21 protein-coding genes are annotated in these 25271 nt (G+C 44.7%); 9 read left to right on the top strand and 12 right to left on the bottom strand.

Annotation, left to right across the window (positions count from 1 at the left end; all coding sequences use genetic code 11):
• Positions 1 to 124: 124 nt before the first annotated feature.
• From L4C42_RS10865 to napF, 6 genes are all read right to left on the bottom strand, one after another.
• Positions 125 to 259 (bottom strand): TIGR02808 family protein, encoded by a 135-nt coding sequence (locus L4C42_RS10865; protein WP_353499530.1) that lies wholly within the window; start codon positions 257 to 259, stop codon positions 125 to 127.
• An 11-nt stretch (positions 260 to 270) separates the two neighbouring features.
• Positions 271 to 849: a NapC/NirT family cytochrome c gene (locus tag L4C42_RS10860; protein ID WP_353499529.1), complete on the bottom strand. Its 579-nt coding sequence runs from the start codon at positions 847 to 849 to the stop codon at positions 271 to 273.
• 26 nt (positions 850 to 875) lie between these two features.
• Positions 876 to 1337: a nitrate reductase cytochrome c-type subunit gene (locus L4C42_RS10855; RefSeq protein WP_042495465.1), complete on the bottom strand. Its 462-nt coding sequence runs from the start codon at positions 1335 to 1337 to the stop codon at positions 876 to 878.
• A gap of 77 nt (positions 1338 to 1414) precedes the next feature.
• Entirely contained in the window at positions 1415 to 3904 is a 2490-nt protein-coding gene (napA, locus tag L4C42_RS10850) for a periplasmic nitrate reductase subunit alpha (protein WP_353499528.1), read from the bottom strand.
• Positions 3901 to 4206, bottom strand: a complete 306-nt coding sequence (locus L4C42_RS10845) for a chaperone NapD (RefSeq protein WP_042471229.1) — start codon at positions 4204 to 4206, stop codon at positions 3901 to 3903. Before L4C42_RS10845 ends, napA begins: the two co-directional genes overlap by 4 nt.
• Before the next feature lie 36 nt (positions 4207 to 4242).
• Complete coding sequence (gene napF, locus L4C42_RS10840) at positions 4243 to 4722, bottom strand: ferredoxin-type protein NapF (RefSeq protein WP_353499527.1); 480 nt, start codon at positions 4720 to 4722, stop codon at positions 4243 to 4245.
• 248 nt (positions 4723 to 4970) lie between these two features.
• Between napF and narQ the strand changes: the two genes are divergently transcribed.
• Positions 4971 to 6683, top strand: coding sequence for a nitrate/nitrite two-component system sensor histidine kinase NarQ (gene narQ / locus L4C42_RS10835; protein ID WP_429760573.1), 1713 nt, complete (start codon positions 4971 to 4973; stop codon positions 6681 to 6683).
• 47 nt (positions 6684 to 6730) lie between these two features.
• Complete coding sequence (locus tag L4C42_RS10830; RefSeq protein WP_353499525.1) at positions 6731 to 7363, top strand: response regulator; 633 nt, start codon at positions 6731 to 6733, stop codon at positions 7361 to 7363.
• Between the two features lie 172 nt (positions 7364 to 7535).
• On the opposite strand, the gene L4C42_RS10825 is transcribed toward L4C42_RS10830, so the two are convergent.
• Both L4C42_RS10825 and L4C42_RS10820 read right to left on the bottom strand, forming a co-directional pair.
• Positions 7536 to 8966 carry a sodium-dependent transporter gene (locus tag L4C42_RS10825; RefSeq protein WP_353499524.1) on the bottom strand — a complete coding sequence of 477 codons (1431 nt, stop codon included), beginning with the start codon at positions 8964 to 8966 and terminating at the stop codon, positions 7536 to 7538.
• Between the two features lie 709 nt (positions 8967 to 9675).
• Positions 9676 to 11547: a methyl-accepting chemotaxis protein gene (locus tag L4C42_RS10820; RefSeq protein ID WP_353499523.1), complete on the bottom strand. Its 1872-nt coding sequence runs from the start codon at positions 11545 to 11547 to the stop codon at positions 9676 to 9678.
• 318 nt (positions 11548 to 11865) lie between these two features.
• Between L4C42_RS10820 and L4C42_RS10815 the strand changes: the two genes are divergently transcribed.
• From L4C42_RS10815 to L4C42_RS10785, 7 genes are all read left to right on the top strand, one after another.
• Positions 11866 to 12567: an aspartate/glutamate racemase family protein gene (locus L4C42_RS10815; protein WP_353499522.1), complete on the top strand. Its 702-nt coding sequence runs from the start codon at positions 11866 to 11868 to the stop codon at positions 12565 to 12567.
• A gap of 157 nt (positions 12568 to 12724) precedes the next feature.
• Complete coding sequence (locus L4C42_RS10810) at positions 12725 to 14194, top strand: transporter substrate-binding domain-containing diguanylate cyclase (RefSeq protein WP_429760466.1); 1470 nt, start codon at positions 12725 to 12727, stop codon at positions 14192 to 14194.
• A 75-nt stretch (positions 14195 to 14269) separates the two neighbouring features.
• Complete coding sequence (locus L4C42_RS10805; protein WP_429760464.1) at positions 14270 to 15187, top strand: LysR family transcriptional regulator; 918 nt, start codon at positions 14270 to 14272, stop codon at positions 15185 to 15187.
• A gap of 95 nt (positions 15188 to 15282) precedes the next feature.
• On the top strand, positions 15283 to 15897 hold the full coding sequence (locus L4C42_RS10800; RefSeq protein WP_353499519.1) for a LysE family translocator: 615 nt from the start codon (positions 15283 to 15285) through the stop codon (positions 15895 to 15897).
• Positions 15898 to 15971: 74 nt separating this feature from the next.
• Positions 15972 to 16658, top strand: a complete 687-nt coding sequence (locus tag L4C42_RS10795; protein WP_353499518.1) for a hypothetical protein — start codon at positions 15972 to 15974, stop codon at positions 16656 to 16658.
• 232 nt (positions 16659 to 16890) lie between these two features.
• Positions 16891 to 17829 (top strand): ABC transporter substrate-binding protein, encoded by a 939-nt coding sequence (locus tag L4C42_RS10790; protein WP_429760462.1) that lies wholly within the window; start codon positions 16891 to 16893, stop codon positions 17827 to 17829.
• Between the two features lie 2 nt (positions 17830 to 17831).
• Complete coding sequence (locus tag L4C42_RS10785; RefSeq protein WP_353499516.1) at positions 17832 to 20228, top strand: EAL domain-containing protein; 2397 nt, start codon at positions 17832 to 17834, stop codon at positions 20226 to 20228.
• Between the two features lie 76 nt (positions 20229 to 20304).
• On the opposite strand, the gene L4C42_RS10780 is transcribed toward L4C42_RS10785, so the two are convergent.
• The 4 genes from L4C42_RS10780 to tal all read right to left on the bottom strand — a co-directional run bounded on the left by L4C42_RS10780 (position 20305) and on the right by tal (position 25021).
• Positions 20305 to 21369 carry a diguanylate cyclase domain-containing protein gene (locus L4C42_RS10780; RefSeq protein WP_353499515.1) on the bottom strand — a complete coding sequence of 355 codons (1065 nt, stop codon included), beginning with the start codon at positions 21367 to 21369 and terminating at the stop codon, positions 20305 to 20307.
• A gap of 19 nt (positions 21370 to 21388) precedes the next feature.
• Positions 21389 to 21841, bottom strand: coding sequence for a putative pterin-binding protein (locus L4C42_RS10775; RefSeq protein WP_429760459.1), 453 nt, complete (start codon positions 21839 to 21841; stop codon positions 21389 to 21391).
• Positions 21842 to 21995: 154 nt separating this feature from the next.
• Positions 21996 to 23987, bottom strand: coding sequence for a transketolase (gene tkt, locus L4C42_RS10770; RefSeq protein WP_429760457.1), 1992 nt, complete (start codon positions 23985 to 23987; stop codon positions 21996 to 21998).
• Positions 23988 to 24070: 83 nt separating this feature from the next.
• Positions 24071 to 25021 carry a transaldolase gene (tal, locus tag L4C42_RS10765; protein ID WP_353499512.1) on the bottom strand — a complete coding sequence of 317 codons (951 nt, stop codon included), beginning with the start codon at positions 25019 to 25021 and terminating at the stop codon, positions 24071 to 24073.
• Between the last annotated feature and the right edge of the window lie 250 nt (positions 25022 to 25271).

Raw genomic sequence — 25271 nt, 5'->3', positions numbered from 1 at the left:
TGTTAGAAGGGAACCTGACTCTATTTATCTAATTTTATTGACTTATTTAAATATAGTAGACATTTTGGTTTGCGAATAAAAAAAAGCCTCGCGAATGCGAGGCTTAGTGATTGATTAGACGTGTTTATATCTCTTTGTCTTTACCAAGAGATAGCAACCAAAGTGATACGGCTGCAACCCCAACAAATCCAGACAAGATGATGACCGGCATTGCGGCGTAGCCAAGCACGTGCCAAATAACCGATTCAAATGTGCTCATTCAGTGCTCCTTTATTGCCAGCCTTCAACGCCTTCCATGTCAGGTAGACGGTGTGCGATACCTTTGTGGCAATCTACACAAGTCTTTTCACCTGACGCAAGCGCTGTCGAGTGTTGTTGAACGCTTCGTGGACCCTGTTCAGAAAAGTCCATAAAATCGAACTCATGACAGTTTCGACATTCCAGTGAGTCGTTACCTTTTAGTCGTGCCCATTCGCGCTCTGCTAGGTGTCCACGACGAGCTTGGAATTTCTCTTCTGTACCGATAGTGTCGAGTACATAGTGAGCGAATAGTTCTTTCGATGCTTGAACCTTACGAATGATTTTATCTGTCCAGTTATGTGGAACGTGACAGTCAGAACAGATAGCACGAACACCCGAACGGTTTGACCAGTGAATGGTTTCCTGGATTTCCGCTACGATAGGAGCATGACAGCCCGAGCAAAATTCCTCGGTGTTGGTCATTTCCATACCCGTGTTAAAGGCACCCCAAAACAAAAGCCCACCAGAGAAGCCTAGGAACAGGACAACACCCGCCGCGACTTTACTTGGTGACTTAAGACGTTTCCAAAACGCTTTTAAAAATTTCATATATAGCCTCTCTCTACTTCAATTGGCTATTCAGTACGCAATGAATCAACGCGCTCGAAGTCGTTGCCAACCAATGGTTGAGCGTCAACTTGAGGTACGTGGCACTGAAGACAGAAGTAGCGACGAGGAGACATATCAGCCAACACAGCATCTTCACGGTTCATGTAGTGAGTCACACTGATTTTGGTTGCACCTGCTTCTTTCGCATTTTTCCAGCTATGGCATGCCAAGCACTTGTTCGCGTTAAGCGATACTTCATAGTTACGAATCTGGTGAGGGATCAGTGGAGGCTGATACACATATGAACTCTCTACCAGTTGGTCTTTAGGTGTGTGCTTGAAGTCATCCGCAGGACGAGTGTCTTCAAGGTTAGTACTACCACGAAGTGAATCTAGACCACCAGTTCCACCCGGGTTATTCAATTCTGCTTGTGCTACGCCGGCGATAAGTGCACCAACAGAGAGAATAGCAACAATCAATTTTTTCATTTTTGTTTCTCCGCCTTTAGGCTAATTCTTCGATGGCTACTCCTACTGGAGCAGCCGTTTCGCTCATTCGTTCTCTGTTAAGCCAATTTGGTGATCTTAACAGGGCACTTCTTGAAGTCTGTCTGTTTGGACAGAGGATCAGTCGCATCGAGAATCAACTTGTTGATTAGGATACGAGCATCGAAGAATGGTACGAATACCAAACCTTTAGGTGGACGGTTACGACCACGTGTTTCAACACGGACACGTACTTCACCGCGTTTGTTTGCCATGAGAATTTCTTCACCGCGACGTACACCGCGAGCCTTGGCATCTTCTGGGTGCATGTAACACACAGCATCAGGGACTGCTTTATACAGCTCAGGAACACGACGAGTCATAGTACCTGTGTGCCAGTGCTCTAGAACACGGCCGGTACATAGCCACAAGTCAAATTCTTCGTCTGGCACTTCTGGTGGCGCTTCGTACGGTGCTGAAATAATCCAAGCTTTGCCGTCTGGCTTGCCGTAGAAGTCCCAGCCAGAACCGGCTTTCGCGTAAGGATCCGAACCTTCTTTGTAGCGCCAAAGTGTTTCTTTACCATCAACAACCGGCCAACGTAAACCACGTACTTGATGGTAAACATCGTATGGTGCTAAGTCGTGACCATGGCCGCGACCAAATGCTGCGTACTCTTCGAACAGACCTTTTTGAACGTAGTAACCGAAGTGGTGCGCATCGTCGTTTAGCTCACGAGCTTCTTCAATAGGGTACTTATCGACTTGACCGTTTTTGAACAGCATGTCGTACATTGTCTTACCACGGTACTCTGGAGATTTAGCTAGAAGCTCTTCTGGCCAAACGTCTTCCATCTTGAAGCGCTTAGAGAATTCCATAACTTGCCACAAGTCAGATTTTGCTTCGCCTACAGTTTCTACTTGTTGGTACCAAGCTTGAGTACGACGTTCTGCGTTACCGTAAGCCCCTTCTTTTTCAATCCACATAGCGGTTGGAAGAACAAGGTCAGCAGCTTGCGCTGTCGCTGTAGGGTATGGGTCAGAAACAACAATGAAGTTTTCCGGGTTGCGGTAGCCGGGCAGACGCTCTTCGTTAATGTTAGGACCGGCTTGCATGTTGTTATTACATTGAACCCAGTAGCAGTTTAGAACGCCGTCTTTCAACATACGGTCTTGCAGTACAGCGTGGAAACCAGGTTTTGGTGGGATCGTGCCTTCTGGCAGTTTCCATTCTTTCTCAGCAATCGCACGGTGTTTAGGGTTTGCAACTACCATATCAGCCGGTAGACGGTGAGCAAAAGTACCAACTTCACGAGCAGTACCACATGCTGATGGCTGGCCAGTCAGTGAGAATGGGCTGTTACCCGGAGTAGCGATCTTACCTGTTAGTAGGTGGATGTTATAAACCAAACCGTTCATCCATACACCACGAGTATGTTGGTTCATACCCATAGTCCAAAGTGACATCACTTTAGTGTTTGGATCGGCGTATTGTTTCGCAAGCTCAATCAATTTCTCTGGCTCAACACCTGAGATCTCTGATGCTTTTTCTACTGTGTATGGAGCAACAGATTTTTTGTACTCTTCGAATGAGATATCACTCATGTTGCCAGAGTTAGGGTTTGCTGCTGCTTTTTGCAGTGGATCGTCATCGCGTAGACCGTAACCGATATCGGTATCAGCTTGTTTGAAGTTCGTGTGTTTGTTTACGAAGTCCCAGTTAACCGCATCGTTTTGAATGATGTAGTTAGCGATGAAGTTTGCGATCGCAAGGTCAGACTGTGGATTAAAGATGTAACCGTGATCTGCAAGCTCGAATGAACGGTGGTAGTACGTAGACAGTACGTTAACGCGAACATGAGGGTGACTTAGGCGACGGTCAGTAATACGCGTCCAAAGTACCGGGTGCATCTCTGCCATGTTTGAACCCCAAAGCACGAATGCATCAGCGTTCTCGAAATCATCGTAACAACCCATAGGCTCATCAATACCAAAGGCACGCATGAAACCCACTACCGCAGATGCCATACAGTGACGAGCGTTCGGGTCGATGTTGTTTGAACGGAAACCTGCTTTCATCATTTTAGCTGCAGCGTAACCTTCCATCACGGTCCACTGACCAGAACCAAACATACCGATGCTTGTTGGGCCTTTGGCTTTGAGAGACGCTTTCCATTTCTCAGCCATGATGTCGAACGCTTCGTCCCAAGAGATAGGTGCAAACTCACCGTCTTTGTCGAACTTGCCATCTTTCATACGAAGTAGAGGTTGTGTTAGACGATCATTACCGTACATCACTTTAGACAGGAAGTAACCTTTGATACAGTTCAAACCCTTGTTAACTGGCGCTTCAGGGTCACCTTGGGTCGCAACAACTTTACCGTTTTGCGTCCCTACTAGTACAGAACAGCCTGTACCACAGAAACGACAAGGTGCTTTATCCCAGGTAATTTTTGTTTGGTCGGAGCTAGCAATTAGGTTGGTTGCTGATGCAGGAAGGGTAATACCCGCTACAGCCGCCGCTGATGCCGCTGCGTTCGCTTTCACGAACGCACGTCTTGTCATTTTCATACTTCACCCTCTAATTGGGAATGGTTACTTCCAGTGTTATTTTCATCGTCGTCTAGCCCGGACTCAATTTGGTGAAACACCAAGGCGCAGGTTAGGACGTTAGGTAAGTTGTTGATAGCGTCAATAGTGTCAGTGACGAAACCTTGGTTTTCGGTCTCTAGGACGACAACGATCTTGCCTTCCTCACTGTCTCCATAGATCTCTGCGTTATCGAATTTCTCGATTTCGCTCTTAACTTCTGCGAGGTGTTCTGCCTTGCAGTTAACTACCAAACTTGAGATATGTACTTCGTTTAGTGACATTAAATGGTGTTCTCTTTGTTATTTTTAATTCTGTTTCTAGACATTGCTCACTGAGATAGAAGAAGTAGGGCACGGAGACACACAGGCTCCACATCCATTACAATCTGCTAACTCCAATTGAGGTAACGCGACGCCACCTGCACGTAACTTAAACGTAATCGCCATTGTTTCGCAGCTATCACCACAGCTTCTGCACTCAACATTATTATGCGCTAAGCAAGTGTCATTAATGACGGCTTTGGCGTTCCATGGTTGTGTCTTGATACCATTAAATATAGGCTCTGGGCAGATTTCTGCACACTTGTAGCAAAAGGTACATTCATCAACTGCGAAGTCGATAGCAGGGTAGCCGCCGTCGCCTTTATGGATAATTTCTGTTTCACAAACTTCTTCGCATTTTCCACAGCGGGTACATAAGTCTGTAAACTGTTCAAGATTGTTGACCCAAGGGAGTCTGATTTGAGTAGGATCGATGGCTTTGCGTCTAAACAAACGTCGTTTTGCAATATCTACCATTCATGGCACCAATGAAACGTGTAATAACAAAAGTGTAGCCCACTTTGCCTGTTAACAATCTTTAATTAATAGTCATATGAATTGTAGTTTTCGACACATTTGTATAAATACCTCCTAGGAGGTAATTGAGTGCTAAGCTTGTTTTGGATCAATAAATTACTGACAATAGATGGATAGTGTTGGCTCTAGTTTTAGCACGTTCGAGATGATGGCTTTGCGGGCATTCGATAGTTTGATGAGATGAATGGATTATGAAAAAACCGACAAAATCCGTCACAGGAACCATAGCGAAGGCGATGATTTTGATTTTATTGCTCTCGTTAATCACAACCAATTTCGCGATTTTGACCTTGGCGTCGAGCTTGAATGATGCTGAAGCGGTCAATGTGTCGGGGTCTATGCGAATGCAAAGCTATAGATTGGCGAACGATATTCAAATGGACTCACCTGAGTATCATACCCATGTTGAGCAGTTTGAGGGCTCCCTCTACTCACCCTCTATGAAAGCGCTGCAATCTTGGGATGTACCAGAAGCAATCACTCAAGACTACTATCAAGTCATCATACGTTGGCATGAACTCAAGAAGATATTGGTGAGCGAAGACCGCCAGCAGTATTTGCACCTCGTCGCAGACTTTGTGGATGGCATTGATCACTTTGTGTTACAGCTTCAAGAGCACTCTGAAAACAAGCTGATTCGTTTAGCGTGGGCGGGTGGTATAGGTTTAGGCGGAATCCTTATCGTTGCTATCTATGTGGTCTTGTTCGTGCGCAAGCAGATTGTAAGGCCGTTAGGTCAGTTAATTTCAGCCAGTGAGCAGATTCAAAATCGCTACTTTGATGTTAAGGTCGATCTGCGTTCTGATAATGAGCTTGGCATTTTAGGCCGCGCTTTCAAAAACATGGCCGATGACCTGGGGAAACTTTACCGGGGGCTAGAGGATGCCGTGAATGAGAAAACACATAAGTTGCAGCATGCTCATCAGTCATTGGAAGTGCTTTATCAATCGTCGCAGGAACTAACGGCCACGCGTATATCTCATGAAAACTTCAGAGCCATCCTTAGTTACATCTACAGTATTGAAGGTATTACGGCGGTTGAGCTTCAAGTTTCTGAAGTAGAGGGCACACCATGGGTAGTAAGTGAAGGTCAATTCAATGGTAATTCTGAACGAATTAAAGCACTGAAACTCGATGGTGAAACCTTAGGGCAACTACGATATCAAATCGGCTTGCCGTGTCCTGATGAACAGCTGGTGGACAACTTTGCGCAAATTTTAGCGCGTGCGGTTTACTATAATAAATCACAGCGACAGACCGAACAGCTTATATTGATGGAAGAACGAGCTACAATAGCGCGTGAGCTTCACGATTCTTTGGCTCAGTCGCTGTCTTACCTAAAGATACAGGTTACACTGCTCAATCGCTCTATTAGCAAGGAGTTTGGCAGTCTTGAGGGCAGCCGATCTGCTGTCGTGCTTAATGATATACGAGAAGGGCTGGATAATGCTTATATTCAGCTTAGAGAGCTACTTACCACGTTTAGATTGTCGATTAAAGAAGGCACATTTGGTGAAGCGTTAACTGAGATGCTGAATCAACTAGATAGCCAAACCCCCGCCGATATAGCGTTAGACAATCAAATGTCATCTTTGGAGCTAGGTGCCAATGAGCAAGTGCACATACTGCAGTTGATTCGAGAAGCTGTGCTTAACGCGATTAAACATGCAAAAGCTTCAAAAATTCAGGTCTCTTGCCAAGAAGAAGAAAATGCAGTGGTCACGGTTAAGATAGCCGATGACGGCGTAGGATTCGATCAAGCGATGGAGAAGTTGGATCACTACGGGATGAGTATCATGCAAGAGCGTGCGGCGCGCTTAAACGCAGATTTTTCGATACATTCTGCGAAAGAGCAGGGGTGTGAAGTGCGATTTACGTTTCAACGAACAGATGCAGCATAGAATGATTTCTGTATTGCAAAAACATAACAAAGCGAAGGAGCCACTCAGTGAGCGAATGTAAAGTCATGTTAGTCGATGACCATCCATTAATGAGGCGCGGCATTGGTCAGTTGCTCAGCTTTGAGGATGACTTTGAAGTCGTCGCAGAAGCTAGCAATGGCTCAGATGCTGTAGCCTTGGCTAAAGAGATAGAACCGGATTTGGTGCTTCTCGACCTCAATATGAAAGGCATGTCGGGATTAGATACGCTAAAAGCGCTTCGTGAAGATGATTTCCAGGGCTTTATTGTCATCCTGACGGTCTCTGACATTCCTGCCGATATCGATTCGTTGGTGAAAGCCGGTGCCGACGGGTACTTGCTAAAAGATACTGAGCCAGATGAAATAGTCGAACTCCTTCGCGGTTTAAGTGATGGCAGCAAAGCGTTTAGCGGTGCGATCAAAACGTATTTGAGTGAGCGCGCGAATATCAGTGATGTGTTTACCACACTAACAGAAAGAGAGATGCAAATTCTTAAAGAGGTAGCGAAAGGGTTTAGGAATAAACAAATCGCTGACCGCTTGTTCATCTCTGAATCGACAGTCAAAGTGCACATGAAAAGCCTGTTGAGAAAGCTGCAAGTGCCATCAAGAACGGCTGCGACGATTTTATATTTAGAACGTTATGGTGAAGCTAAATAGCGCTGATTGAACTGCTGCGTTCAAATAAGTAATAAACCAAAATCCCGACCTAGAGTCGGGATTTTTTGTACGTATCGATATCTATCTTGCTATAACGTTACCCATCACTGGGAGTAACAGATAAAAAAAGCCCCCACCATTAGGTGAGGGCTTGATAGATTTTAGAGTTTGGTTACAGCTTCTTAGAAAGCACACCAGTCAATGCGATGATACCAAGACCAATCAGCATGATAGGACCCTTACCGCTGTCGAAGCCGCTAGAGATACCAGCGAATGCTACGATAGCTACTGCTACAGGGATAACAAATTTAACTAGGTTGTACCACAGACCGAATAGTGGGAATTTAACCTCACCATCGTTAGTGATTTCTTTCTCTAGCTCTTCGCGGCTTAGTCTCCAACCAGCGAAGATACATACCAACATACCGCCAACTGCTAGGAAGATCTTATCAGTCATTAGGTCGAAGATATCGAATGCACCTGTATCAAACAGAGTAGGACCTACACCGCCTAGCGATAGAGAAGCGAAGATACATAGCACTGCCATTACTGCTGCTGCAGAAAGCACGGCTGTAGAACGTTTCAGGCCTTTCTCGTCGATTAGGTAAGACACAACAACCTCTAGTAGAGATACTGAAGATGTCAGTGCTGCAACCGTTAGACCAACGAAGAACAGTAGTGCGAAGATAAGACCAACGCCGCCCATTTCAGCAAATAGCTGAGGAACAACGACGAATACTAGACCAGGACCTGCTGCTGGCTCCATACCCAGAGCAAACATTGCCGGGAACATTGCGATACCCGCTAGGATAGCAACACCCGTGTCCATTGCCGTAACCATACCTGTCGTTTGAACTAGGTTCTCTTTCTTCTTCAGGTAGCTACCGTATGTGATCATACAACCCATACCTAGGCTTAGAGAGAAGAATGCTTGACCAAGTGCTGCAAGCACAACGCCGCTATCTACTTTCGAGAAGTCTGGGCTGAATAGGAACTCAACACCTGCCATCGCGCCAGGTAGTGAAAGACCTTTCACCGATACGATGATTAGGATAAGGAATAGGATCGGCATCAGGATCTTACCTGCTTTTTCGATACCACCTGAAATACCACGGCTAACGATGATGATGTTCATTAGCAAGTAGACACCCATCCAAAGAAGAGGCTGTACAGGGTCTGTGATGAAACCACCAAAGCTATCACCGATGGCTTCAGGTGTGCTCAACAGGCCTGTTGCGACTTTCTGAACATAAGCCAGCGCCCAGCCACCTACTACCGGGTAGAAACCCATGATAAGTAGACCACTTAGTACGCCTATTACCCCAACAAATGTCCAGCGACCGTCTGTCGATTTAAAAGCACCAACTGCACTGCGACCAGTCTTACGACCAACAGCAAATTCAGTCAGCATTACGCTAAAACCAATGAAAATAACAAATGCAAGATAGATAACGATGAATGCACCACCGCCATTTTCGCCTGCTGTGTATGGGAATTTCCAAATATTACCAAGACCTACAGCAGAACCTGCTGCGGCCATTACGAAGCCAAGCTTCGAACCCCAATTGTCGCGGGGTGCTGCGTTTGTGTTGCTCGTTGCCACGATAACTCCAATTAATCTGTTGTGTTTGTCCGTAACTTTGGCGCCGAAACGTTGTGTGTATTTTTTTATATACACCTTCTAAAAGTTGTAGAGGCGCGCTAACAGTGACAAGTAAACCAGTTTATGGTTGCAGTTGGAACCCTTAAAAGTGTTTTTTTCTGACTTTTGTAGGAAAAATGTTGTCAACTGCTGATTATTTAAACGTTGGTTGTATGTTTTTCTATAAAATCCTAGACAAGCAGTGCCAATTCCTGATTTTTGCTAGTCACTTCATTGCATATTATAGGCAAAGATTCTGGAGATATTTGGATTTTTAGCATGACTACATTCGAAGCCATAGAGTTGCGAGGTGAATATAATTTGCCAGTGTTTGACTAACATTTCATCGATTACACGCAAAAATGTATGTTTACTCGTGGGTTTTGAGAAGAATTGGTAGGTAATTTGTATGTTTTTGAAAGTCAATTTTAATGGTGAATTTAATTGTTATTTAAATTGTAAATTATTCATTCCATGGAATTGATGCAAAGTTTCAATTTATAGTAACAAGGTAGTTAATAATTCTGGTTATTTCCAGGAAATGCCGATAATTAATCTATTGGATGAAATGGAGAAGATGAAAAGGAAGTCGTTTAAATGCAAGTAGGGTGATGGAGCGGAGAAAAGGGAACGCCTCTATTCAGATGCCTAAATAGAGGCGCCCCATCGATTAAACTTTAAAGCGGCTTAGAATAGCTTCTTGCTGGTGGACATTCTCAAATTGATCTGTCATCGCAGTATTCGCGCCATCAGCGGCTTCGGAAACCTGTTCGCTAAGGTCTTTAATCTTAACTGTATTAGCGTTGATCTCTTCCGCTACTAGGCTTTGCTCTTCAGCAGCCGCAGCAATCTGCATGTTCATGTCAGAGATTTGCGCAATAGATTGGCGGATACGTTCTAACGCATCGTTTGCTGACTGCGCACGATCTACAGCGAGCGTTGCACTGTCTTTACTTTGTGCCATTGCTGCCGATACCGAATGTGCACCAGATTGAAGTTGCTCGATCATGTTGCGAATCTCTGTCGTCGACTCTTGCGTGCGCTGTGCTAGCGTTCTAACTTCATCCGCTACCACGGCAAAACCGCGTCCAGATTCGCCAGCACGTGCTGCCTCAATCGCAGCGTTTAGCGCTAGCAGGTTAGTTTGATCGGCAATGTCGTTGATGACCTTAAGAATCGTTTCAATGTTGTCAGTGGCTGTTTCTAAGCCCTGAACTTCAATGACTGCTTCATCAATACTAATTGATAGGTTAGTAATGGCGCTTGTGGTATCCAGCACGACTTCTGAGCCTTCTTGAGTTGCATTGTCCGCTGCTTGCGCTGCGCTTGCTGCACCTTGTGCGTTATTAGCTACCTCTGATGATGTACTTGCCATCTCGTTCATTGCGGTAGCGAGTTGCTCTAACTCTTGAAGCTGAGTATTCATCGCTATTGCCGAGTGCTTCGCACCTTCAGTAGTTTGCTGTGTCAACGCCAAAATCTTAGTAGAGATTTGCTTCGATTGAATAATCTGTTGCTGTAGATTCCCAGTAAAGGTATTAAAGCCTTTAGCCAACTCAGCAAACTCTTCATCGGTATTGATATCAAGACGATGAGTCAGGTCACCATTACCATTGGCCACATCTTGAATGGCCGTATTAAGGTCATTGAGTGGACGCATTAGGAAGCGAATCAGTACGGTTAGCGCGATAACACTGACGATCAGACCAATGACCGTAAATAGAATGGATTGATTACGCATGCTACTGATTGCTGAAAACGCAATGCTTTTATCAATGATTGCGCCTACGTACCAGTTCTCTTCAGGTACTTGCACTAGATTGACTTGGTAGTCTTGGCCTTTGATAGAAAGCTGCTGAGCGCCAGATTTTAGCTGAATACCTGGAACAAACTTAGTCACCGGTTGACCGTTGAAGCTGCTATCAGGGTGAGCAATGGTCATACCTTTGTCAGTTACAACAAACAAATACCCTGCACCAAATAAATCGGTTTGATTCACGAGATCAGCCAAGGTTGTTAAAGTCACATCAAAGACAACGCTACCAATAAAGCGACCGGAGTCGTCGTTAAGTGCAGAACCGAGTGAAATGATCACGTTTTTCGTTGATGAATCAACATAGGGGTCAGTAATAATTGTGCCGTTGGTTTGTTTTGCTTCTTGATACCAAGGGCGTGTACGCGAGTCATAGCTGCTATCTGGTACCCATCCGTCGTTGCTGATTAGCGAACCATCAGCTTGATAACCGACACCAACGGCTTGAAAACTACTTTTCAGTGTTGGAGTGGCGATGACGCTGGTGATGAATTCGCGATTTTCAGGATTGATTTCTAGAGATTCAGTCACAGAACTGGCGATATCACGCTTGGCGTTTAAGTCATAGGTGATGGTGTTTTTAATGCCCGTAGTCAGCTCATGGATGCTGCTATCAATGTGATCTTGAAGCTCGCTGCGTACAGTAATCAACTGAGTGATACCCAAGGTTGAGACGGTAACGAGCAGTAATGCCGCTGAAGCGGATACGATTTTGTGGCTAAATTTCATACTACGTCCTAGATTCGCTAAAACTATTGATCTATTGGTTGGCTGACATTGAATGTATACAAGGTGCTATGAAATGGATTTATTATTAAGAACACTGTTTTGTATAACTAGGTATTGTATCGGTATCAGAGAGGGATTCTTTAGCATTTTGAGTAGCTAATTTTACTGGTCAGATAACTCTTGAAGCATTGCTCAATAAGGGCTGCGCTTATTCGATGTAGCTTAACGATAAATGTAGGAAATCCCTCACTAATTTCATTGCCTCTGACTGATTTCGTTGGTTATAGTCAGACGTTAGGAAGACGACAAGGAATTAAAATGAAGACTATTGGCCTGCTTGGCGGAATGAGCTGGGAATCGACAGCAAACTACTACAAAGCAATCAATGAAGGCGTAAAGGCTGCGAAAGGCGGGTTCCACTCCGCAAAGATTGCGCTTTTCAGTGTTGATTTTGCAGAGATAGAAACTATGCAGCGAAATGGCGATTGGCACGCTGCGACGGAGCATTTGAGTCAGGCTGCCCTTTCTGTTCAGGCGGCAGGTGCTGATGCACTGCTTATTTGTACCAATACGATGCACAAAGTGGCGCCAGAAATAGAGCAGAGATTGTCAATTCCGATTATTCATATTGCCGACGCTACTGCAAAAAAACTAGTCAAAGATGGCGTAACCAAAGTCGGCTTACTTGGCACCGCCTTCACCATGGAACAGGACTTTTATAAAGGTCGTTTAGAGCAGCAATTTGGTATTGATGTCTTGGTTCCAAATAATGAGCAACGTAAGTGTGTCCACGATGTGATTTATCAAGAGCTCGTCAAAGGGGAGGTGCGTGAAGCCTCCAAGCAAGAGTATCTACAAATTGTTGGCGATCTGGCGGCGAACGGTGCCCAAGCGATTATTCTTGGCTGCACGGAAATTGCTATGTTAATTCAGCAGACGGATACTGTTGTCCCTCTGTACGACACAACTCAAATTCATAGCGATGCTGCTGTTAGCTTTGCTATTGATGATGAGCAATAATTTATAAAATCCATTCATCTCTCACTCTTTATATAAGTGACGCCTTAGTGATCGACCATAGTGCGATCTAAGTCGAGAAACTCAAAAATACGGAAGGCGTGTCACAAAATAAGCGGCTATAAATAAGACTCTTATTAAGTAGTTGCGAGTATGTGACATGTTTATTATGTCCCGGTTTAAGGTAGTTTGGCCATTAGCCTTTATACTGGTACTGATCTGTCATGCTTCTTTTGCTTTTGATAATGAGCCTCCCCAAAGTCTTAACGTCTATGATGTCGCTTCTAAGGTGAGTGAGCCGTTCTCATCCAATCGTTTAATTGTCACCAACTCCAAAGCATGGAAACCATACTCATTTATTGATGAATCGGGAAAACCTGCCGGCATTTTGGTTGATTTTTGGGAAGCTTATGGCGAAGCCAATGGCGTTGAAATCGAGTTTCAATTAGTGGATTGGCAAGAATCTCTTGAGCGGGTAAAACACAACCAAGCGGACATTCATGCAGGGCTGCTTTGGTCTGAGTCGAGAGCGAAGTATCTGGCGTATGGACGAACTTTGTTTGCGATAGACACTCAACTTTACTTCCACCAATCCTTGCAAACATTTGATGCGAATGCGTTTTTGCAAGGTAACCATAGACACAGTGTTGGAGTGGTTTCTGGTGGCTATGAAGCCGACTATATACAAACTCACTTCCCAAAGGTTTCGCTGACGTTTTTTGCTAATAATGCACTCATGATTGAAGCTGCACTTGGTAATAGAATCCGAGCATTCGTCGCTGATCAGCAAGTCGCCAATTATTATCTTACCACCTCCCGTGCTAGTGGGCAGTTTATAGGCGTTAAACACCTCTATTCAGGAGAGCTTTATTACGCTACGTCAATTTCGCGTGCTCAAGCTCTGGGTAGTGTGATTGCCGATTTCAACAATGTTACCGCACAGGAACGCAACCAAATATTAAGTCGTTGGATGCACATTACGACGGTCTATCCTGACTATTTACCTAAGTTGGTTATCGGTGTTGTTGGTGCGTTAGTCATCCTCTACTTAGTCGTATTCAACCTCGCAGTAAAGCGGCGCACAGCTGAACTGGCTAGAACCAATCAAAAGCTTAAACACCTATCAGAAACAGATGCGCTAACTGGACTCTGGAATCGCCGGTACTTCCTAGAGAAGCTCAAGCTCTACGGACAGGCAAACTGGAATTTGACCGTCATGATTGTCGATATCGACAACTTCAAGTCCATCAATGATACCTACGGGCACATCAAGGGGGATCTGGTGATTAAAAGTGTGGCGGAAAAACTCAATGGCTTGACGACCTCAACTCAAACCGTAGCCAGAATTGGTGGGGAGGAGTTTGCAGTTGCTTTTGTTAAAATGGCGAAAGGTGCTTCCGAGCAGCTTGCAGAAAACATTTGCCGCGCGGCGAGGGAGGTCGCTCTTGAGGAAATTGATTATCACATGGTGACGGTAAGTGTGGGTTGTGTCATCTATCAAAATGCGAGTGACTTTGAGACTCTGTATGAAGCCGATAAACTCATGTATGCTGCTAAAAAACAAGGCAAGAACCAAGCCGTAATCGAATATCTGCCTTCAAGTATTCAGATCATCCAGTCGGCGAAATAATCACTTTAGGCCACCCTAGAGAGAGACCGTAGCTCACTATGTTGGGGGAGGGTGTACAACACAGCATGCAGGCCGATGAACAATAAAACCAATCTCAATCTTCTCTACACATTGCAAGTACTGCTCTCAGAGCGTCATGTCAGCCGAGCTGCATTACGATTGAACCTAACACAGTCGGCAGTTAGCCGTCAGTTGAGCCAACTTCGTGAGATCTACCAAGATCCACTACTTGTGCGTGATGGTAACCACTACGTTCTCACTCCACGCGCCATAAAGCTCAGCAATGAGGTTGAACCTCTTCTCGACAATATTCAGCGGGTGCTCGGAAATGACGAGTTTGATCCCAAGCGCTACCAACAAACACTGACGTTTTCATCCTCCGATTATGTAGCTCAGTACATCTTCCCAGAATTGGTTGGGCGCATTGGAAAAAGCGCGCCATTAATGGACTTTTCTTATCGTCTTTGGGAGCCTAATTTACTGCAACGTCTCGGAGATACAGACGTTCAGCTAGCTTCAACTATGCTGCCGGAAGCGCCAAGCGGTTTGAGCTCCCGAAAAATTGGTGAAGACATACCTGTGATTGTGACTCGCCAGCATCATCCACTGACAAGTCGTAAGGCACTGAGCTTTTCCGATTTGGAAGCCTATCCTCACATTCGTATTTCAGCGGGGGGTGATAAAGACAGCTTTCTTGATTCAGCGATGAAAGAGAAAAGCCTGGAACGGAGAATTTTAGTATCGACTCCATTTTTTAGTTCAGCTTTTGCGATGCTTTCACAAAGTGATGGACTGCTTACGTTGCCAGAGCATATTGCTGTAAACCTCGCTAAGCAACTTGGGCTACGCATCTTTGAACTGCCATTCACTCCGCTTAAACACCTCTACTGGCTAATTTGGCACCCAAAGTATGACCAAGATCCGGCGCACACTTGGCTACGTGAACAAGTGCTAGCGCATATGCGTACCTCAATGTATTCGGTTCGAGAGTGAGGGTTATGATCTTAAATCATGATGATAATGATAAATCGTGATTTCAAATCATTAACGGTGAGTGGTAGATTGATGCTCAACGGAGGATACAATCTATGAGCTTCACTATTTGGTTATCACTTTTTGCTATTTGTCTGTTAGGAGCCATGTCACCAGGCCCGAGCTTGGCTATTGTCGCTAAACACAGCCTGGCCGGAGGCAGACAACATGGTCTTGCCACTGCATGGGCACATGCGTTTGGAATTGGCGTTTACGCGCTCGTTACCGTTCTTGGTCTCTCAGTATTATTGCATCAGTTCCCTTTGGTATTTAAAGGGATTTCTCTATTAGGTGCATTGTATCTCGCATGGTTAGGCTATAACGCACTGCGCTCAAAAGGAGGCATTGTTGAGCGTTTAGAATCGGGTAAGCAAGTATCGGTAATGACAGCTGCAAAAGAAGGGCTGTTTATATCTTTATTGAGTCCTAAAATAGCCTTGTTCTTTACTGCACTGTTCAGCCAATTTGTTGCCATAGGTAGTGAGTTATCTGACAAAGCGATCATCGTTTTCACCCCTTTGGTCGTTGATGGTTTGTGGTACACCCTGATCACTTTCATGCTGTCATCACCTCGTTTACTGAACAAGCTGAAATCTAAGGCGAAGCTGATTGACCAGTTATCAGGATTAGTGCTTATTCTATTGGCAGTTCGCGTTGTGACGACCTTGTAATTGCTCAATTAAACTTGTGAATCACCGTTTACCTTCATAGACTTAGATTGCCTTACTACTCTTTGGAGAACGATGTGAAACAAGTCATTGTCCTTTTTTCAATTGCAGCTTTATTGCAAGGCTGCAATGAATACACCAGCGAACCACGCCCACAGGTCTTTACGCTCGACAATATCGATAGACTGGTAGTAGAAGATATTCTGATCCCAGAAAAGCTGGATCCAAGAGACAAAGAGTATCGATATAAGTCTGGCTCGGCAGATTTGAACAATGATGGCCGTGATGAGCTATTGGTTCTGATGCAAGATCCCTATTTTTGTGGCTCTGGAGGATGCACAGCTTACTTGTTTGATGATAGTGGAGCGATCCTTCATCGTTTAACAGTAACTGCGGTGCCCATACTGCTCTCCAATCGCGTCAACGAAGGTTGGAAGGACTTTTACGTATGGAGTAATGGTGCATTGAGAGCACTAATTCACGATGGCAACAGCTATCCCACTAACCCCTCTGTGGCACCTGTTTATGATCGTCAACTTGAGTTGAGTGCTGCCAAGCAGCGTGTTGAAGTTCAACAGGTCTTCGTGCAAGATGGCTACGATCTCAAACAGGTTGTCGACGTGCCGATTTTTTTTCCTGCTCACAGTTATCATTTTACTTTCAAACATCATGGTGATACCGCCCATTTGTATCACGCTAACGTCGATATGGTGACAGGGGAGATGCATATTGAGGCCAAACCCTCTTCTCAAGTTATTGAGTGAGTTTTCAAACTGATATTTCTCAATTATGAGAAGCACATTCTAATGAATTCCTATATTAGCTGTCCTAGTCTGTAAGAAATAACATCGCTAAAGGACTAGCTTAATGATTCTTTCCACTCTCCATCGTCATTTTTTTACACTCGGAATTGGGTTGTTAATATTGGTCAACGGGTCTGTGGCGTCCGCATCGGACAAAGCAAGAACAGTACACCTATATAATTGGGAAGCGTTTTTGTCTGAAGAAGTGATTCAGAATATAGAAACCGAACATCATTTACATATTGAGGAAACCTATTTCTCCGATGAGTCGGTGCGTGATGAGCTGCTGCTGAGTAAGCGCCGTAACTCTATTGATCTTGTTGTCATCGAAAGTGTTCGCCTAAATATGTTAGCTGACCAAGGCGCGATGCAACCGCTCACGGAGATAAGAACACAGCTGAAGCCGCGTTTTGACAATCGCTGGTTTGAGCAGTGTGGCGATTACGGTATTCCTTATGCTTGGGGAACCAGTGGGTTACTGTATCGCAAGTCAGCTTTCGAAAAACCTATAGATTCATGGCAACAGCTGATTGAGCCTCAAGAACAGCTGCGTGGACGTGTGTCCATGTATTATCACCCCGTCGATCTAATTGGCGCAGCATTGCTCGCTGTTAATAAAGATCCGTTTACCGATGATATCGATGACTTAAAGCTTGCCTATCAAGCACTAAAGAAACAGCGAGCTTATTTGAACTCGACCGAATATGTGTTAGATGCGATTGATGATCCCAGTTTACTCGACAAAACAGATTTGGCATTTGGTTTTTCCGGTGATGACTATGTTTTAAATGAGTTCAATACTGATCCAGATGGAGAATGGCAATATGTTGTGCCCAAAGAAGGCACGTTTGTTTGGGTGGAATGTTTGGCTGCACCGTCAGGCATTATCACTAAACCACAAACCAAGCAGGCAATAGACTATTTAACTAGGCCAGATGTCGCGGCGAAAAACGCGCAAGATTCTTGGTTTTCTACACCGAACTCGAACGTCAAACGTTATCTTGATCAGGATTACTTAAGTGACCCTGTGATCAATCCATCTCCTGAGCTTATTGAGAAAAGCTACACCCACAGAGAGATTAGTGACCATGCCTTATCCGTCAGACAACGAATTGTGAAGGAACTTAAGTAACGATGAAGTTAGTTCAACGCTTACATTTTGCTTTGACTCCAGTGGTCGGTGCGTTGGTTATATCGGCAGGGATCATTGTTTACCTTTGGCAAGTGAATGAACATCGGGCACTCGAGCGCGACCTTTGGCTAAATCGCCTATCCAGTGCTTTGATTGCGGCTGAGTATGAAAGCCGTGCGATCGGATTTCTCAGTGGTGAGCTTGCTGCATCAGAACAATTTGTTCGACATCTACAAGATACGGGTGATTACAGTGTAAGAAATTTTTTGGATGCGCATATTGCTTATCTAATGTCTGAGAAACGCACTGAGCAGATGGGCACCGTGCATCTATTTGTTATCGATGACCTGTTTACGATTACTGCTGCGAGTAGCGCGAGCGATCCTTTCTCAGCTCGTGAGTTACCGAGTGACATTTATCAAGTGGTGTTTGATACCCATGTATTAGTGACGCTTGGAGAGCCATTTACTCGAAAGAGAGAAGTGTATATTGCTGCTAATGGTGAGTTGAGGGCAACGGTCATCAGCGCGCATGATCCCGTTCACGCTCCGGGTGATAAACGTTCCCTAACACGAAAGAATCGGAGCTTGTTGGTGATTGATGCGCCAATGCTTCAAATCAACAAATTGATTGAGACTGCGAGCCATCTTCCTGATGTGTCGTTGTCGTTTGGTTCGATCAAGGATTATGAGTCAGAGGTTTCTCACACTCATATTGAAAACGCGTTTATTGATGGCGAGGTATGTCAAGTCAGTGCTTTTGGCATCTCACTGGAACTGACTATTCTAGATAGCTATTACAGTCCATTTAAGCGTGAGCTATTGGCTCAGGCGCTAGGCTACGTTGCGGTGATTATAGTGACTTTGCTGTCGATTGTGCATATTGTGGTAAGGCTGAACGTTACTGGTCCAATACAAAGCTTGCTTGCAGACATTCAACGTGGAGGTCTAGAGCTTAGGTATTTTAAACGCTCCAAAGAGAACAGTGAGGTTGCGGTGTTGCGTAACGCCTACATTGATAGCTTGACCAAAGTAAAGTTCGAAGCTGAGTTTGATAATCTTACTAAGCTTGCCAATCGTAAATCCTTTATTGAATATGTTGATCAACGCGTGGCGAGCTACGCCAACGACAGCAGTTATTTAGTTGCTTGGGACATTGTTAATTTTAGACGCATCAATGACATCCATGGCCAAGACTACGCTGATCAGCTTTTGGTTCGTCTTAGCGAACAACTGCTCTTACTGACCAATCACAATCAGAACAAGCTGGGGGTAGGCTGCAGTGATTATTCAATGAGTCGCTATGGGTCAAACACTTTCTGTGCGGTATTAACATCCTCCAATTTAGACAATACTAAAGCGCTGGCTACTTTATTCAGAGCACGCTTTTTCCAAGCCTTTCAGTCTTCAGGCTTTGCCTCTCACATTGAAGTTGCAATGGCGTTGATTCCGCTAACCAACAATCAGCATGTGCAGATGTGGCAAAAAGGCGTAGAAGAGGCGCTGAGCAAAGCAAAACAGATCACTAACGGTTTACCCATCAGTGTGTTTGACGATGATCTACTTAGTGAGTTGAGCAGAAAAGCAGACATTGAGAAACAACTACTCAGTTGCATTAAAGATGGTGCATTTGAGCTTAATTATATGCCCTTAGTTGACTCGAACACCCTAGAAGTTGAGAGTATTGAATGCTTAATTCGCTGTCCTGTTTTGCGAGACAAAGGGGTTGGTCCCGATGAGTTTATTCCTATCGCAGAACAAGCAAATGTAATCATTGAGATAGATAAATGGGTATTAGACAATGCTCTGTTTGAATTAGTTAAAATGACCAAAGAGTGCGGCTACACTGGTTGTATATCGATTAATGTGTCCGCTTTAGAGTTATATAACGACAGTTTTATTGAACACTTGTGCAGCGTTTGCAGCAGCCATGGTGTCGAATACCACAGAGTTATATTAGAGATCACCGAGACCAGCTATGTGAAGAGTACACAGGAGACGATTACAATGATCCGCTCGCTACGTGATTTAGGCTTTAGGATCTCTGTTGATGATTTTGGCACAGGTTTTACTTCCATCAATCAACTGCTTCACTATCCAGTGGATGAACTCAAAATTGATAAGACTTTTGTCGACCTAATTCTTTTGCAAAGCGATGAAAAGAAAATGCTCAAGTCTATTATTGCGTTAGGGCACAGCTGTGGTGCCAAAGTGGTGGGAGAAGGGGTGGAGACCCAACTGCAGAAAGAGTATCTGAACTCATTAGGGTGTGACTACTTACAAGGTTTTTATATAAGCAAGCCATTGACATACACAGGCTTTTGTAACTTCTATAACAGGCTAAGCTCCAACTCAAGGAGTGAAAATGTAACTGAGTTAACCGTTCGTAGTGATGGTTGATCAAGCAGTCCAGATGACGACTAAAAGCGGTCTGCCTGCTCCGCATCATAGCGGTGAGGCAAAGGTATTCACAGCGTCAGATCAAGTCTGTTTCTAACGGTCTTCTTGATAGCTGTGTTAAACGTTCTAATAGGTGGTCATTTTCCAAATCGGGGTCATAGATCACACTGACATCCAATACTAATGTCATATCAGACAAATCAACGGGTTGAGAGAGCGCATTCTTTAATTCTCTAAGGTGGTTATTACCGCTAGATTTATTACTTTTTCTGTGCAGAATAATAAATTGGGCGCCACTATAGCGGTAAACACGGTAGTCTGAATCAAAGATAGACATGATTCGTCTGGCGGTCGCTTTAATGATGATGTCGCCGTAATCAATACCATAGCGCTGATTGACCTCAAGTACATTATGCACACGGATTGACAGCAATTCGTAGCTTTTCCACGAAGAGTGGTGTTTAATGTCTTCGTTTAGCGACGCTCTATTGAGCGTGCCTGTTAGCGCATCGTTACGCTGAATTTTCTTCCGTAGGCTTGCATCAAGCCAAAACACGTATGAAATAAACGTCACCAGCACTACGAGTGTGATAGAGCTCGTTTTTTGCAATGTCAGTAATTTGTCTAATTCGCTGCGATACTGCTCGGCAATCGGGTTTTCTATTCGAAACTTATCATTGATAAAACGGATGATTTGGTCGAAATTTAATTGAATCCTTTTTAGTAAAGGTAGCCTCAAGTCTGGTAGTTTTGCGGTAAGTTGAAGCGATTTTTCTAAATTTTTGAACTTATTAAAATGCTGTTCAAAAAAAGACCGATAGTTGGCTTGAGCAATAAATCGGGAGGATTCTTTGCTATTCAAAATAATATCAAACCGGCTCCACGTTAGATCGTACGCCAGGTTTACCTTAGCGTTGTCATAGGGAGTGATGCTGACTTGAGTAATGAGATTCGAATACTCTTTTACCAATTGTAGAACAAACCAGGTTGCTTCATTTTTGCGATCCGATAGATCAGCATTAATGCTGTTAATGCGGTCGATAGTGAATAGGTTGACCATGAGTACCAGCGACGTAAGTAAGACAAGAGTAAGCTTGGCAACATTTATGGGTATTTTGTTAATGATTGACTTGAGCATCATGATGAATCTCCGAAACGCATTAGTATCTTACTTCTTTAAGTTGCCAAATCATCTTTGCGTGGTAATCGGTATTGTTAATCTCTGGGTAGTCGGTTAAAGGGAAGATAAGCCAGAATGGTCCTTTATCTCGTACGGGCATTATTTGGCCATTCTTTCTGTTGGCGATAATAGGTTGGTAGTTTTTGATATCCTCAATCGCAACTTCAATTTGGTAATCATTTAAAGCTACCAAGGTAATCGATTCAGGTATTGGAGTCTTCATGTGATTGAAAATATCTGCCACTTGAACACCAGAAAATGTCGTCACTCCTTCTATCCATGGTAACTCCGTGGCGATCTCTGTTTGTGGGAGCTCTGAAAAGTCTTGGTTCGACAGTGTTTTAATAGTGATACCATTGCTGACAAAGCTAAGTTGAGCAGCATTAACTGTGAATATGAATGAAGCCAGAAGAAGTGTGATCCATCGAGTCATGAGTATATTTCCCCTTGTAATTGACTATAAGAAAAGTCTAGGATCGCGTTTTGTCGCGTCAAGGGAAAACGCGTCGAAAATTAGCAATGAAAAAGCCGAGTCCCATGGGGACTCGGCTAAACTTATGTTTAACGGTTGACGCTAAAACGACTATTTATTTGAGAACTGTTTTCGCAGTGCTCACGACATTTTCGGTAGTGAAGCCAAACATCTTAAATAGTTCACCTGCAGGAGCAGACTCACCAAAGGTAGTCATACCAACGATCTTCCCACCAAAGCCAACGTACTTGTACCAGAAATCGGCAATACCCGCTTCAACTGCAACACGTGCAGTCACGCTCGAAGGCAGTACAGACTCACGGTATGCTTCGTCTTGCTTGTCGAACACATCGGTTGCTGGCATAGAGACCACACGTACTTTCTTGCCTTCTGCAGAAAGCTCAGCTGCCGCGTTAACCGCTAGCTCAACTTCAGAACCTGTTGCGATAAGAATTAGCTCTGGCGTCCCTTCGCAGTCTTTCAGTACGTACGCACCTTTTGCGATGTCAGCCACTTGCTGCGGGTCACGTTCTTGCTGCGCAAGGTTTTGGCGAGAGAAGATAAGCGACGTAGGACCGTCTTTGCGCTCAATTGCAAATTTCCAAGCTACAGCTGACTCAACTTGGTCACATGGACGCCATGTACTCATGTTTGGTGTTAGGCGAAGTGATGCCATTTGCTCAACGGGTTGGTGTGTTGGACCATCTTCACCCAGACCGATAGAGTCGTGAGTGTAAACTTGGATGTTTTGCACTTTCATTAATGCAGCCATACGCATAGCATTACGCGCATATTCCATGAACATTAGGAAGGTTGCACCGTAAGGTACGAAACCACCGTGAAGCGCAATACCGTTCATGATGGCCGTCATACCGAACTCACGCACACCGTAGTGAATGTAGTTACCAGATGCGTCTTCAGCAGTGAGAGACTTAGAGCCAGACCACATGGTTAGGTTAGACGGAGCTAGGTCTGCAGAACCACCAAGGAACTCTGGCAGCATTGCGCCAAATGCTTCTAGTGCGTTTTGAGACGCTTTACGAGATGCAATGTTCGCAGGGTTTGCTTGAAGGTCAGCAATGATTTGTGTTGCTTTTTCGTCCCACTCAGCGGGTAGTTCGCCATTTACACGGCGTTTGAATTCAGATGCCAACTCTGGGTAGGCTGCTTCATACGCTGCAAATTTCTCGTTCCACGCAGCTTCTTTAGTTGCGCCCGCTTCTTTCGCATCCCACTGCGCATAGATGTCCGTTGGAATTTCAAAAGGACCGTACTCCCAGCCAAGCTCTTTACGTGTTGCTGCAATTTCGTCAGCGCCTAGCGGTGCACCGTGACAGTCGTGTGAACCTGATTTGTTTGGTGAACCAAAACCGATGATGGTTTTTGTACAGATAAGAGTGGGGCGTGGATCTGCTTTAGCAGCTTCAATCGCTGCATTGATAGCATCAGAATCGTGACCATCTACTGCTGGAATAACATGCCAGCCGTATGCTTCAAAACGTTTAGGTGTATCGTCTGAGAACCAACCTTCCACTTCACCATCGATAGAGATGCCGTTGTCATCCCAGAACGCGATGAGCTTGCCAAGGCCTAGTGTACCGGCAAGAGAACATGCTTCGTGAGAGATCCCTTCCATCAAACAGCCATCACCCATGAATGCATAGGTATAGTGGTCGACGATGTCGTGGCCGTCTTTGTTGAACTGAGCCGCTAGTGTTTTCTCAGCCAGCGCCATACCTACAGCGTTTGTGATGCCTTGACCAAGAGGGCCGGTCGTTGTTTCGATACCAGGTGCGTAACCGTATTCTGGGTGACCCGGTGTTTTCGAGTGCAGCTGACGGAAGTTCTTTAGCTCTTCGATCGGTAGTGCATAGCCTGTCAGATGAAGCAACGAGTAGATCAGCATAGAACCATGGCCGTTTGAAAGCACGAAACGGTCGCGGTCAGCCCACTCTGGGTTTGATGGGTTATGGTTTAGGTGTGAACGCCAAAGTACTTCAGCGATGTCAGCCATGCCCATAGGCGCGCCAGGGTGACCAGAGTTAGCTTGTTGAACGCCGTCCATGCTTAGAGCACGGATAGCATTAGCGAGATGTTTACGATCCATAATACATTCCGAAAAAAATTGATTATAAAGAGAGAAAATTGAAGAGGGGAACGCAAACGTTCCCCTCTAGAAAATGATGTGGATTAAAGCTTAGCTTCAATCATCGCCTCAAGTTTACCTTGGTCGATAGCGAAGTTACGGATGCCTTCTGCTAGCTTCTCTACCGCCATTGGGTCTTGGTTGTGCTCCCATAGGAACTCAGCGTGAGTCATTGCAGCAGGACGCTCTTTTGAGCCTTTAGAGTCGACAAGCTTCTCTACTACTTCGCCTTGTGCTTCTTCTAGCTCAGCAAGCAGTTGTGGGCTGATAGTTAGACGGTCACAACCAGCAAGCTCTAGGATTTCACCTGTGTTACGGAAGCTCGCACCCATTACTACAGTGTTGTAGCCATGGTCTTTGTAGTAGTTGTAGATACCCGCTACAGAGATCACGCCTGGATCTTCTGATGCTTCGAAGTCACGACCTTCTTTCGCTTTATACCAGTCCATGATGCGGCCAACGAAAGGAGAGATAAGGAAAACGCCAGCTTCAGCACATGCACGAGCTTGAGCAAATGAGAATAGAAGCGTTAGGTTACAGTTGATGCCTTCTTTTTCCAAGATCTCTGCAGCGCGGATGCCTTCCCAAGTAGAAGCCAGCTTGATAAGGATGCGGTCGTTTGCGATACCTGCATCGTTGTACATTTTCATTAGCTGACGTGCTTTCGCTACGCTGCCTTCCATATCGTAAGAAAGACGAGCATCAACTTCCGTTGAGATACGACCTGGGATAGTTTTAAGAATTTCTTTACCGATGTTAACCGCTAGCATGTCGCAAGTGTCTTGTACTTGCTGTGCTTTGTTGTCGCTTTGAGATTTCGCGTACTCGATAGCTTGGTCGATAAGAGGTGCGTATTCTTCAATCTGCGCCGCTTTTAAAATCAGAGAAGGGTTTGTCGTTGCGTCTTGTGGTTGGTACTTGCGAATCGCTTCGATATCGCCAGTGTCTGCAACAACAGTAGTTAGTTTGCGAAGTTGCTCTAATTTATTGCTCATCGGTTCGTTCCTATTCTAGAGGGCAGAGAATTTGAGACTTAGCCTCGAAATACAAATGTTAAACAGCGGTTCAAAGATTCACTTAATCCCCAACACCGCTAAAAGACTGCTTGGTCACGAGGGTCTACAATTGCCTGAACATTTGCATCACTCGTGAGTAAATGTTGAAGTCATATTTACCCTATGCACGATTAAAGTCAACCAAATACTAGTACAAAATTTGTTATTACTAGGGTTATTTTCGGTTTTT

Origin of the sequence: Vibrio wakamikoensis (genome assembly GCF_050337275.1) — a bacterium.
In the GTDB taxonomy this organism is placed as follows: Bacteria; Pseudomonadota; Gammaproteobacteria; order Enterobacterales; family Vibrionaceae; genus Vibrio; species Vibrio chaetopteri.
The sequence above is the reverse complement of the archived record's forward strand: the minus strand, read 5'-3'. Positions and strand labels throughout refer to the sequence as shown.